This window comes from Comamonas sp. B-9 (assembly GCF_000410635.1).
Lineage (GTDB): Bacteria > Pseudomonadota > Gammaproteobacteria > Burkholderiales > Burkholderiaceae_C > Comamonas.
This window is the reverse complement of record NZ_KE148529.1, coordinates 1-13205: the sequence shown is the minus strand read 5'-3', so window position 1 is coordinate 13205 and position 13205 is coordinate 1. Positions and strand designations below refer to the sequence as shown.

The 13205-nt window shown below is 62.8% G+C and carries 7 protein-coding genes and 1 tRNA gene; 2 read left to right on the top strand and 6 right to left on the bottom strand.

Annotated elements, in window-relative coordinates; translation table 11 throughout:
• Nucleotides 1–832 (bottom strand): cysteine synthase CysM (cysM, locus tag H928_RS26500; RefSeq protein ID WP_239644895.1); only part of this gene is annotated, 832 nt, incomplete at its 3' end.
• Between the two features lie 37 nt (nt 833–869).
• Between cysM and H928_RS0106520 the strand changes: the two genes are divergently transcribed.
• Nucleotides 870–954 (top strand) — tRNA-Leu (locus tag H928_RS0106520).
• Between the two features lie 438 nt (nt 955–1392).
• Here the strand turns inward: H928_RS0106520 and H928_RS0106515 are convergent.
• The gene (locus H928_RS0106515) at nt 1393–3039 is read right to left on the bottom strand and encodes a DUF11 domain-containing protein (protein WP_084635718.1); all 1647 of its coding nucleotides are present in this window, start codon (nt 3037–3039) and stop codon (nt 1393–1395) included.
• A 382-nt stretch (nt 3040–3421) separates the two neighbouring features.
• Nucleotides 3422–3619, bottom strand: a complete 198-nt coding sequence (locus H928_RS0106510) for a hypothetical protein (RefSeq protein ID WP_148293073.1) — start codon at nt 3617–3619, stop codon at nt 3422–3424.
• A gap of 614 nt (nt 3620–4233) precedes the next feature.
• On the opposite strand from H928_RS0106510, the gene H928_RS30040 reads away from it, so the two are divergent.
• Entirely contained in the window at nt 4234–5313 is a 1080-nt protein-coding gene (locus H928_RS30040) for a DNA/RNA non-specific endonuclease (RefSeq protein WP_021025764.1), read from the top strand.
• Nucleotides 5314–5329: 16 nt separating this feature from the next.
• Here the strand turns inward: H928_RS30040 and H928_RS26490 are convergent, their stop codons facing one another.
• Genes H928_RS26490 through H928_RS0106490 form a run of 3 tightly spaced genes read right to left on the bottom strand, consistent with a single transcriptional unit; the run spans nt 5330 to nt 13077 of the window.
• Nucleotides 5330–6772 carry an efflux transporter outer membrane subunit gene (locus H928_RS26490; RefSeq protein WP_043339087.1) on the bottom strand — a complete coding sequence of 481 codons (1443 nt, stop codon included), beginning with the start codon at nt 6770–6772 and terminating at the stop codon, nt 5330–5332.
• Nucleotides 6773–6778: 6 nt separating this feature from the next.
• Nucleotides 6779–9970, bottom strand: a complete 3192-nt coding sequence (locus H928_RS0106495) for an efflux RND transporter permease subunit (protein ID WP_021025762.1) — start codon at nt 9968–9970, stop codon at nt 6779–6781.
• Nucleotides 9967–13077, bottom strand: coding sequence for an efflux RND transporter permease subunit (locus tag H928_RS0106490; RefSeq protein WP_021025761.1), 3111 nt, complete (start codon nt 13075–13077; stop codon nt 9967–9969). The genes H928_RS0106495 and H928_RS0106490 overlap by 4 nt, the downstream gene beginning before the upstream one ends.
• Nucleotides 13078–13205: the final 128 nt, after the last annotated feature.

Here is a 13205-nt window from a genome sequence, read left to right as displayed (position 1 = left end):
GGCGCGCAATTTCCTGAGCGACAGGGCAGGCCCCTGCCGCAGAAATACCGGCAAAGATGCCTTCGTCACGGGCGAGGCTGCGGGCCATGTCCTCGGCATCGTTCTGGGTCACATAGACCATCTCGTCGACCGCGCTCGGATCATAGATCTTGGGCAGGTACTCTTCGGGCCACTTGCGGATGCCGGGGATGCGCGAGCCCTCGGTCGGCTGGGCGCCGATGATGCGCACGGCCGGGTTCTTTTCCTTCAAGTAGCGCGAGACGCCGGTGATGGTGCCGGTCGTGCCCATCGCACTGACAAAGTGGGTGATCTGGCCGCCGGTCTGCTCCCAGATCTCAGGGCCGGTGGTCTCGTAATGCGCGCGCGGATTGTCCGGGTTGGCAAACTGGTCCAGCACAATGCCCTTGCCCTCGGCGACCATCTTGTCGGCCAGATCGCGGGCATATTCCATGCCGCCGCTCTTGGGCGTCAGGATCAGCTGCGCGCCATAGGCCTTCATCGTCTGCGCGCGCTCGATGGACAGGTCCTCGGGCATGATCAGCACCATGCGGTAGCCCTTGATGGCCGCGGCCATCGCCAACGCAATACCGGTGTTGCCCGAGGTCGCCTCGATCAAGGTATCACCGGGCTTGATCTCGCCGCGCTCCTGCGCGCGCTGGATCATCGAGACGGCCGGCCGGTCCTTGACCGAGCCGGCCGGGTTGTTGCCCTCGAGCTTGCCCAGCACCACATTGCCATGGGCTTCGTTATAGTCGGCACCGATGCGCTGCAGGGCCACCAGGGGGGTCTTGCCAATCGCATCCTCAATCGTTGGGTATTTTTTGGAGCTCATTATTTGTGCCATAATTGCGAGCTGCGATACAGACACAGCCCGGGTGGTGAAATTGGTAGACGCAGGGGACTCAAAATCCCCCGCCGCAAGGCGTGCCGGTTCGATTCCGGCCCCGGGCACCACATTCAAAGCCGTTAAGTTTAAACAACTTAGCGGCTTTTTCTTTGTCTGGCGTGGGATGCTGCATGTCTAGGCGTTCGCGGTTGAAACCGATTGCGTTTGTTTAAAAACGATAGCAGCCGACATTCTAACCAGAGGGCAAGCCCCTTGTTGGGTTGGTGTTGGGGGTGCTTGGCATGCATCTGATTAAAGCATCGATGCATATCACATACGCCTTCAGGCTTTCGCCATCACCACCCGCAAAATTGCGGCTGTCACCATCAGAGCACCCTGCAGCCATAAAAATTGCGGTGTGCATACGTTGGCATTGACCAGCTAGCCACTCCAGCACGAGCGAGAAAAAAGGCTGCATTGCCAAATGCGCCCACTCTGCACCACCAACGCAGCAAAAAGCCCTCACAAGGAGGGCTGGAACCAAATGAGATAGCGCGGGAGGCGGCTTATTTCTCAACCCTCATGCGCTGATCCCTCTTGCGTCGCCAGGCCAGCAAACCCAAGGACGCCGTCAGGGCCGCCAGCGCGCCCGCACCCAGGCCAGGCACGGCCTGCGCCACCGGGGGCGCAGCGGTGTAGCTGGGGCTCACGCTGGCGGAGCATCCGGTGCTGGCCGCGCACTCCCCACCGATGCCAGGGTTGACCGTAGCCGTGTTGTCCAGAGAAGCCAGGCCGGTTACGGTGCCCTTCAACGTAAACACCAGGCTGGAGTTGCCTGGCAAATCAAAGCTAGTGCCTGGCGCTGCTGGCACAGGGCAGACCGCAGCACCAGCGGCGGCAGCACAGCTCCACACCGGATTCGAGATACCAGCAGGCAGCGGATCCGCCAACATCAAGCCTGTCGCATTGGCAGTCCATTCGTTCGTAACCGTGATGGCGTACTGCACCGTCTGCCCCGGCTGGTAGCTTGCTTGATCCGCTGTTTTGGTGATGCTGATGGGAGAAGTCGACGAGGCGGTATAGGGCGGAGTGACCGTCGCTGAGCAGCCCGTCGTGGCAGAACACACGCCACCGGTGCCAGGGCTGATCGTTGCGGTGTTGTCCAGACTGGCACGGCCCGTGACCGTGCCTGACAAGCTGAACACCAGGCTGGATTGCGCAGGCAAGTCAAACACCACATTGGAGGTGACAGGGCTAGGACACACTGCCGTGCCCGCGCCTGCCGAGCAGGTCCACACCGGGTTGGCCACACCGGCAGGCACTGCATCTGCCAAGCTCAAGCCAGTAGCAGCTACCAAGCCTTGGCTTGTTACCGTTACGCTGTAGTTGATGGTTTCGCCCGGCACATAGCTGGCCTTGTCTGCCGTCTTGGTCACACTGATCGGTGATACTGAACAGACCGACTCCCCGGCAGTGCGGGCACGCGCCAGAAAGCCTGCGGCCCATCCGGTATCTGCCGTCGTAAATACGAGGGTATTGAGGCCAGCGACCCAGCCACTGTTCAGCGTGGTGTAAACCCCGCCGCCAAACCCGCCGCCTGAAAACGGAGCAACCGCAACGCCATTGACATAGGCCGCCTTGACCACGTCATCGCCCATGTATTCCATCTCGATGCGCAGGGCAGACGGCGGCACTTCGGGCGACAGGTTGAACTGGACCCGGTAGTGGTTGTTGAATGGCGTCGAACTAGGATTGGGACGCGGCCACCAGTTGCCCGGCGACGACTGATTGTTTGCTCCACCCACGCCCGTGAAGCCGGGACTGAGCCACTGTGCATCACCAAAAATAGCCCAGCTTCCGTCTACCGTCCCCGTCGTCCGGCCCTGCACCCAATTGGCGCCGTTAGGCGGGGGCGTTTGTGGCGAATTGGTGAGCTCCTGAAACTGGCTCCAAATGGGATCCTGCTGGAAAGTACCCAGCTTCGCTCCATTCAGAGCGCCGGTGTTGAGTTCGGAGACAAGGCTGGAGCACGATAGCGTCGGCACCGTCGTTTGCGCAAAAGAAGACAGCGCGCAGGCCGCAGCCGCAAAGGCCAAAAGTTGCTTTTTCATTGCCGTGGGTGAGATAGAAGAATGGGATTCGGGGGATTTCGCAACGGGACAGAACAACCACCACATCGCAGGCACTTGGACCAGCCCATGAAAGAAACACATTGTCACACTTGTAGTCAAAAAGTGTTATATAAAGTTTCTTTTACGATTGAATATTTCTAAGCTATTTGCTTATAAGGGTGCCTGCTCCCCCTCAGGAAGGCGGGGACGCGGACGGTCGCTCAAAGTGTTCAAGCCGTTGCCGCACAACGAACGACCGTTGTGCCTCCGAGAGGGGATGCCTATTTGGTCGCAAGACGCTTGCATCCAGCGCCGCTGATGACCAGCGCATGTCCATTGTCGAACCCCACGAAGCCAGATAGCCAAGATGGCATTGACCGACCGCGCAAACCATCTGCAGAGGCGGAAAACCAGATGGAGCCCCATGGCGGTTGACCATGCGATTATTGGAATCGTCCCCCACAATCATCCAATACCATGGCGATTATTCATCCCCACCCGATTTACCACGCCCGCCCATTTGCTCGTCATAAAACTGGCCCAGGCCCAGGCTGCCCACATCGCGGCGCAAATGGATATCGTAGATAAAAATCTTGTTGAATACCCGGTCCAGCCGCACATACTGGTAGGTCGCCACCGTGGTTTCATTGACCACCAGCTTGATGGGATCCGTTCGGTACACGCCAAAATGGCTGGTGGGTTTGAGTTTTATCTTCGAAAACGGCTCTGACGACAAATACACGTAGACAGGGGTGTACATTGAGTAAATATTGTCTTTGCGAATTAGAGGCAGCAAATACCATTACCACCCATTACCTGCGCCACCATCAAAAATTCCGCACTGGGTTCTCCCCCAGCGCGGACGATAAATAATGAAACGGCTACAGCGATTAACTCTGCGCTAACACTTAGCTATAATTGATAGCTATATGATATTCGATTAAATCTATTTGTGGTTAACAACAACTATCAGTTTGCAGTTGTTTGCCATTCGTGTGAAATCTGTTTTAAGGGGGATGCAGCAGCCGCCGCAGACCACCTGGTTGAAGCACCAGCCCCGGTGGCGCAGGGGCAGCTGTGCCAGCTGCGCTTCTACAGCGCAATATTTGCCATATTTTTATACAGTCCTATGCTTGGCGACCTTCAGCACCATATAGCCACAACGCATTCATTACACTAGATAGTTAGCTTAAAAATTCATAGCAATTTCAGGCAACAGGTAGCAATTTGAGCCACAATACGGCAGTTGTCTTGCTGTGCTGGCTGAAGGTCGGCATGCCCCGGTTGTCGTAGTTCATGGCCTGCCCTCCTCCCCGTTCCGCCAAGCGCCCCGCCAAAAAGAAGAAAGCATCCAAGTCCGCCGCCGGCCTGCTGCGCGGTTTTTTGCGCGGCATGGTGGGCAAAGGGGCGATTGCCGCCTACAGCGCGGTCGCGGCCATCGCGTCGGCCGCCTATGTGCCGCAACTCGACCATATCCGCCAATGGGCTGTCAGCCATAGCACCCAGTGGCTGCAGCAGCTGCCACCGGTGCAAACGGTGCAGCACTGGGTGGAAGAGGTCCAGTCCACCGCTGCAGACTGGCAAAGCCGCTTTCTAGAAATTGCCCGGCAAAGCCGGGGCGCTGCGTCAGATGCCGGGCACGCCAACGCGCCTTCCTCAGCCGCCACCACCCCGCCCCCCTCCAGCCAGGCGGGCAGCGAAAGGGGCAGCCAGGGCTTTGCCGACTGTGCCGAGCAGTTGCCCGCCAGCGCGCCGCTCAGTGCTGCCAGTGTGGGGCGCAACTGGATGCCCGTCACCCTGTGCTCGACCGGCTTTGCGGTGCTGTATTCGGGGCTGTCCAAAACGCCGATCGTCACGGTAGAGCGCTTGAGCCGCCAGCGGCTGCAAGGCGCAGCGGGCTTGCAGCGCACCGACCACTTTTATGCCGATGCACGCCTGCGCGCGGCCTACAAGGCCGAGCTGTCCGATTACCAGGCCAGCGGCTATGACCGAGGCCATATGGCGCCAGCAGCGGACCAGAGCACCACCACCGGCATGGCGCAGTCCTTTGCGCTGTCCAACATGGTGCCGCAGGACCCGACGCACAACCGCCAGGTCTGGTCCAAGCTCGAAGCGGATGTGCGCAAGTACGCCAAGCGCGCCAGCGGCAATGTCTTTGTCTATACCGGGCCCTTGTTCGAGGGCCAGACCCCCACCATTGGCCGCAACCAGGTCTGGGTGCCCAGCCATTTGTACAAGCTGGTGTTTGATGAGCAGCAGCAGCGCGCCTGGGCCTGGGTGCTGCCCAACCGGGGCGATGCGCAGCTGGGCGCGCCGATGAGCTATGCGCAATTTGTGCAGCGGACGGGGCGCAATTTTCTGCCCCATCTGCACTGAACCCTTTGGCTGAGCTTTAGGCGCCCGGCTTCATCCAATCGGCATGCCAGCCGCCCCCCAGCTCCTGGATGAGTTGGGCCGCTGCCAGCTGCTGGTTCAGCTGCAGCTGGTTCAAGGACCGGCGCGCCGACAGCGCAGTCGCCTGGGCGGTGACCACATCGGTATAGGGAACCTGTCCTTCCTTGTAGCGGTTGAGCATCTGCTGCTCGACCTTCTCCGCCGAATCCAGGCTTTGCTGCAGCAGTGGCTTTTGGGCATTGAGCGCCGCCACATTGCTCAGCACATCCTCGACCGCCTGGAACGCCGCCAGCACCGACTGGCGGTAGCTGGCAGTGCGGGCCGCATGCGCGGCGCGGGCCGAATCGACCTGCGCGGTGGTGGCGCCGGCGTTGAAGATGCTCTGGCTCAGCGATGCACCCAGCGACCACAGCAGGCCCGAGGCGCTGAACAGGTTGCCCAGGTTGGAACCCGAACGGTTGAGCGAGCCGCTCAGGCTCAGGCTCGGGTAATACGCCGCCTGGGCCACGCCGATCTGGGCATTGGCAGCGGCCACTGCACGCTCGGCAGCGGCAATATCGGGCCGGCGCTCCAGCAGGGTCGAGGGCACCACGCCCGGAATCTCGGGCACGGTCACGTTCCAGGCGGCCGGCGGCAGGTCAAACTGCGCCGGCGCCTGGCCCGTCAGCACCGCAATCGCATGCTCATAGGTCTGGCGCGACTGGCGCAGGGATTCCACACTGGCCTGGGTCGTCGTCAAGGTGGTCTGCGCCTGCAGCACCGCGGTGCGCGCCTCCACCCCCACGTCGTAGCGGTTCTGAGCAATCAGCAGGCTGCGCTGGTAACCCTCGATCGATTGCAGCAGGATCTGCATCTCGGCATCGGCCTCGCGCAGGCGGAAATAGTTCTGCACCAGGCTGCCCACGGCCGACAGGCGCGCAGCGGCCAGATCGGCTTCGCTCGCCTGGGCACTGCTTTGGGCAGCGCTCACCGATTCGCGCAGACGGCCCCACAGGTCCGCATCCCAGGCGGCGCTGATGCCCAGCGAGGCACTGCCATTGCTGCTGGACTGGCTGCCGCCCTGGCGTGTCTGGCCCAGGCTGCCACTGACGGTCGGCAGCAAGCCGGCCTGCTCCACGCGCAACGCGGCCTGGGCTTGCTGCACGGCAGCTGCGGCCGCGGCAATGTTTTGGTTGTGCACCTGCACCTGCGCGGCGAGCTGGTTGAGCGGCTCGTCTGCGAACAGCGTCCACCAGTCGCCCCGGTCCACCGCATCGTTGGGCTGGGCGCTTTGCCACAGCGCGCCCGCTTCCTTGAAGCTGGCAGGTGCTGGGGTGGCGGGCACCTGGTAGACGGGGGCCACCGAGCAGGCGCTCAACAGCCCGGCGCAGCACAGCGCCAGCGCCAGGCTGCGCAACAGGGGGAGGCGAGAAGGCTTGGAAAGATCAAGAGAAGGCGTCATGGCGTATCAGTGTTCCAGGGTGGGCATGCCGTCGCTCGAGGCACGGCCCAGGTCACGCTCGTTGGGTGCGCGGCGGCGCAGCTTGTCCATCAGCACATAGACCACGGGGGTGGTGACCAGGGTCAGCAATTGGCTGGCCAGCAGGCCGCCAATGATGGCGATGCCCAGCGGTTGGCGCAGCTCCGAGCCCTGGCCAAAGCCAATGGCCAGCGGCAGGGCCCCAAGCGCGGCAGCCAAGGTGGTCATCAGGATGGGGCGAAAGCGCAGCAGGCAGGCTTCGCGCACCGCGTCGATCGCGGACAGCCCCCGCGATCGCTCGGCCTCCAGCGCAAAGTCGATGATCAAGATGGCGTTTTTCTTCACGATGCCAATGAGCAAGAACACCCCGATGAGCGCAATCACCGTGAACTGCATGTCAAACAGCATCAGCGCAATCACCGCGCCCACCCCCGCCGATGGCAAGGTGGACAGAACGGTGATCGGGTGCACCAGGCTTTCATAGAGCATGCCCAGCACAATGTAGATCACGACAATCGCGGCCAGGATCAGGTAGAGCTGCTGGTTCTGCGACTTCTGAAAGCTCAGCGCCGTGCCCTGGAAGCTGCCGCGCACATTGATCGGCATGGCGATATCGGCCTCGGCCTGGGCAATCACCTGCTGGGCTTCGCTCAGCGCCACGCCTGCGTCCAGGTTGAACGATATCGTTGTCGACAGCTCACCGTCCTGGTGGTTCACACTAGTGGGCGCGGGGCGCTCAAGCACCTTGGCAAAGCTCGACAGCGGCACCATGGTGGCCACGCTGGTGCTGATCACGCTGCCGGTCGATGCACTGCGCAGCGCCGGGTTGGCCGCGGTGCCCTCGGTGCCGCTCAGGTTCGATGGCACATAGATATCCTGCAACGCTGGTGGCCCGCGCGTGTATTCGGGCGCCCATTCCATGATCACCGAGTACTGGTTCAGATCGCTGTAGATGGTGGCCACCGAGCGCTGGCCAAAGGCGTTGTAGAGCGCATTGTTGATGGACTTGGCATTCACCCCCAGGCGTGCTGCGGCCTGTTTGTCCACCTCCACATAGACTTCCACGCCGCTGTCGGACTGGTCGGTGTCCACATCCTGCAGCAAGGGCTCTTGCTTGAGCCGCTCGGCCAGGCGCGTAGCCCATTTCTTCATGTCGGCGGTGTTGTCGCTCTTGAGGGTGTACTGGTAGGTCGAGTTCGACGAGCGCCCGCCCATGCGCAAATCCTGCACCGGGTTCAGAAACACGCGCAGACCGGTGATCTGCGACAGCTGCGGACGCAGCCTTGCCACCACCTGCAGGCTGGTCACATCACGCTCGCTGACCGGCTTGAGGTTGATGAACACAAAGCCGCCGCCCGAGCGGCTGCCACCGGCAAAACCCACCACCGTGTCAATCGCCGGGTCCTGCTGGATGATGGCCAGCGCCTCCTTGAGCTTGCCGGCCATCGCGGTCGACGAGATGCTCTGGTCTGCGCGCAGGCCGCCGGCGAGCTGGCCGTTGTCCTGCTGCGGGAAAAAGCCCTTTTGCACATGCAGGAACAGATAGCCGTTCATGCCGATGACGATCACCAGGATCAGCATCACCACCGCCTTGGCATGCAAGGCCCAGTCGAGGCAGCGTTCGTAGACGCGCAGCATCCAGTCATAGCCGCTTTCCAGCGCGCGGGCAAAGCGGCTGCGCGGTGCCGTCTCGATCGCATCCTCATTGCGAAGAAACCAGGCGCACATCATCGGCGTGGTGGTCAGCGAGATGACCAGCGAGATCATCACCGCGACCGACAAGGTCACGGCGAATTCCTTGAACAAGCGGCCGATCTGCCCCTCCATGAACAGCAGCGGAATGAACACCGCCACCAGGGACAGGCTGATCGACAGCACGGTAAAGCCCACTTCGCGCGCGCCCTGCAGCGCGGCGGCCATCTTGTCCATGCCCTGCTCGATATGGCGGCTGGTGTTCTCCAGCACCACAATCGCGTCATCCACGACAAAACCGGTGGCCACCGTCAGCGCCATCAGGCTGAGGTTGTTGAGGCTATAGCCCAGCAGGTACATGACGCCAAAGGTGCCCAGCAGCGAAACGACGGTGGCCACGGCCGGAATCACCGTGGCGCGCGCCTTGCGGATAAAGGCGCCCACCACCAGCACCACCAGGATCACCGACACCATCAAGGTGGTCTCGATCTCGCGCAGCGACGAGCGGATCGAGTTGGTGCTGTCGCTGGCCACCTGGATCTTCACATCCTTGGGCAGCTGGGCCTGCAGCTCGGGCAGGAGCTTGCGCACGTTGTCCACGGTATTGATGATGTTGGCGCCGGGCTGGCGCGTGATCAGCACCAGGATGGCGGGCTGGCCGTTGAACAGGCCCATCGTGTAGACATTGGCTGGCCCGTCGATGACCCGCGCCACATCGCCCAGCCGGACGGCCGCATTGTCGCGCCAGCCCACCACCAGGCCCTGGTACCAGCTGGCCTTGCGCTCGGGCGCTGGGGTGTAGATCTGCAGGCGGTTGCCGCCACTCTCGATGGCGCCCTTGGGCCGGTTGGCATTGGCCGCCTGGATGGCGGCGCGCACATCTTCGGTCGCAATGCCGTAGTGGCTCAGCGCCTGGGGCAAGAGCTCGACCCGCACCGCCGGCAAGGAGCCGCCGCCGATTTCCACATCACCCACACCATCGACCTGCGAGATGCGCTGGCTCACCACGTTGGAGACCTCGTCATACAGCTCACCGGGCGTGCGCGTGGGCGAGGTCATCGCCAAGATGATGATCGGCGAATCCGAGGGGTTCATCTTGCGGTAGGTGGGGTTGCTGCGCAGGTCAGATGGCAGATCGGTGCGCGCGGCATTGATGGCCGCCTGCACCTCGCGCGCGGCGCCATTGATGTCGCGGTTGAGGTCAAACTGCAAGGTCACATTGGCCGAGCCGGTCGAGCTGCGCGAGGTCATCTCGTTGACCCCGGCAATCACGCCCAGGTGGCGCTCCAGCGGTGTGGCCACGCTCGAGGCCATGTTCTCCGGGCTCGCGCCCGAGAGGCTGGCCGTGACCGAGATCACCGGGTAGTCCACCTGCGGCAGCGGTGCCACCGGCAGCGCAAAGAACGCGGCAATGCCCGCCAATGCCATGCCAATGGTCAGCAGGACCGTTGCGACCGGGCGTTTGACAAAGGGCTGGGACAGGTTCATGCCTGCACCTCGGCATGGCTGCCATCCGCAGTACCGGCTTGGCGGCGGCCAAAGCGGGCACCCAGGCGGTCAAACACCAGGTAGATCACTGGTGTGGTGAACAGGGTCAGCAACTGGCTGAGCATCAACCCGCCAAAAATGGCCAGGCCCAGCGGGCGGCGCAGCTCGGCGCCCTCGCCCCAGCCAAACATCAGCGGCAGCGCGGCAAACAAGGCGGCCAAGGTCGTCATCAAGATGGGCCGAAAGCGCAGCAGCGCGGCCTGGTGGATGGCCTCTTGCGGCCCCATGCCCTGGTTGCGCTCGGCATCGATCGCAAAGTCGATCATCATGATCGCGTTCTTCTTGACGATGCCGATCAGCAAGATGATGCCGATGATGCCGATCACACCCAGGTCGTTGCCGCTGATCATCAGCGCCAGCAAGGCGCCCACGCCAGCAGACGGCAAGGTGGACAAAATGGTCATCGGGTGCACATAGCTCTCGTACAGCACGCCCAGCACGATGTAGACGCAGATGAGCGCTGCCAGAATCAAGACCAGCTGGCTGGTGAGCGAGTTCTGGTAGGCGGCCGCAGCGCCGAGGAACTCCATGGTCAGCGATGCGGGCATGCCAATATCCTTGGCCGCCTGCTTGATGGCATCGACCGCATGGCCCAGCGACACGCCGGGCGCGGTGTCAAAGCCCAGGGTGGCGGCCGGGTACTGCGACACGCGCGTCACCTGCAGCGGTGCCATCTGCTCCTCGATCTTGGCAATCGCCGACAGCGGCGTCGCGCCCGTGCTGCTGGCATTGATCGCCAGGTTGCCCAAGGTCTGCACGCTGTTGAGCTGCTCCTGCTGCGCCTCCAGAATCACGCGGTACTGGTTGGTCTCGGTAAAGATGGTCGAGACAATGCGCTGGCCAAAGGCACTGTAGAGGCTGTCATCAATGCTGCTGGCGCTGATGCCCAGGCGCGATGCGGTATCGCGGTCCACATTCACATAAGCCGACAGGCCCTTGCGCCCGGCGTCGCTGGTGGCATTGCGCACCTGAGCCACATTCTGCAACTGGCTGACGAGCTTTTGCGTCCAGTCATTGACCTGGTCGGTGTTCACGCCGCCAATCGAGAGGCGGTATTCGGTGGGACCGGTTTGCGAGTCGATGGTCAGGTCCTGCGAGGGCTGCAGAAAAATGCGCACCCCTGCCACCTGGCTCACCCGCTCGCGCAGGCGCTGCATCACCTCGTCCTGCGCATCATGCGGCCGGGTCAGGTTAATCGACAGGCTGCCGGTGTTGAGCATGGTATTGTTGGCCGCATCCACGCCCACCACCGAGCTGACCGAGGCGACATCCTTGTCCTGCAGAATGGCGCTCACCGCCTGCTGCTGCAGGTTGCTCATGCGGGCAAAGGACACTTCTTGCGCCGCCTCGATCTGCGCCTGCAGCTGGCCGGTGTCCTGCGTCGGGAACAGGCCCTTGGGGATGGCCAGGTAGAGCAGGCCCGTCAGCACCACGGTGGCCACGGCCACGACCAGGGTCAGCGCCTGGTGGCGAAACACCCAGTGCAGGCCCCGGTCGTAATGGTGGATCACTTTGTCAAAACCGCGCTGCACCGAGCTGGCCCAGCCACGCGTGTGCGCGCTGGTGTCCTCTTGCTTGAGCCAGCGCGCCGACATCATCGGCACCAGGGTGAGCGAGACCACCGCCGAGATCAGGATGGTGATGGCCAGGGTCACCGCAAACTCGCGGAACAGGCGCCCGACGATATCGCCCATGAAGAGCAGCGGAATCAGCACCGCGATCAGCGACACCGTCAGCGAGATGATGGTGAAGCCGATCTGCGCCGCGCCCTTCAAGGCAGCGGCCATCGGCGTCTCGCCCTCTTCGATGTAGCGCGCAATGTTCTCGATCATCACGATCGCATCGTCGACGACAAAGCCGGTGGCAATGGTGAGCGCCATCAGGCTCAGGTTGTTCAGGCTGTAGCCCAGCAGGTACATGGCCCCGCAGCTGCCGATCAGCGAGATGGGCACCGCCAGGCTCGCAATCACCGTGGCACGCAGGCTGTGCAGGAAGAAGAAGATCACCAGCACCACCATCACCACGGCCAACGCCAGCTCCATCTGCACATGCTCGACCGAGGCGCGGATGCCGGTGGTGCGGTCGGTCAGCACCTTGACCTCAACCGAGGCCGGCAGGGACGCGGTGAGCTCAGGCAGGCGCTGCTTGATCGCATCCACCGTCGCAATCACATTGGCGCCGGGCTGGCGCTGCACGTTCAAGATGATAGCCGGCGTCTCATCGACCCAGGCAGCGAGCCGGTCGTTCTCGGCGCTCGCCACCACACGGGCCACATCCTTCATCAGCACCGGGGCGCCGTCCTTCCAGGACACCACCAGGTTCATATAGTCGGCAGCAGTCAGCAGCTGGTCATTGCTGTTGATCGAGTAGGAGCGCTTGGGGCCATCAAAACTGCCCTTGGCGGTGTTGGAGTTGGCATTGCTGATGGCAGTGCGCAGGCTGCTCAAGGTGATGCCATTGGCCGCCAGCGCCTGGGTGTTGGCCTGGATGCGCATCGCAGGCTTTTGCCCGCCTTCCAGGCTGACCAGTCCCACGCCAGCCACCTGGCTGATCTTCTGCGCCAGGCGGGTGTTGACGATGTTCTGCACCTCGGTGAGCGGCAGCTCCTTGGAGGTGATGGCCAGGCTCATCACCGGCGTGTCGGCCGGGTTGACCTTGGCATAGATCGGGGGTGCGGGCAGATCGGCCGGCAGCAATGCACTGCTGGCGTTGATCGCCGCCTGCACCTCTTGCTCGGCCACATCCAAGGACAGGCCCAGCTGGAACTGCAAGGTCACGATCGACACGCCCGCTGCGCTGGTCGATGCCATGCGGTCCAGGCCGGACATCTGGCCGAGCTGGCGCTCGAGCGGCGCGCTCACCGTGCGGCTCATCACCTCGGGGCTGGCCCCCGGGTACAGGGTCTGCACCTGGATCGTCGGGTAATCCACCTCGGGCAGCGCCGACAGCGGCAGCAGCCGAAAGCCCACCAGACCGGTCAGCACGATGGCCAGCATCAGCAAGGCCGTCGCTACCGGCCGCTGGATAAAGGGACGGGAAGGACTCATCGCTCAGCCCGCCTTATGGGTTGGCGCGCTGGGCGGGTTGCACGGTGCTGGCCGCTGGCGCCATGCCCTTGGGCACCTCATCCGGTTTGATCGCGGGTGCGGTCTGGCCGGAGCCGGTCGCAGGGGTT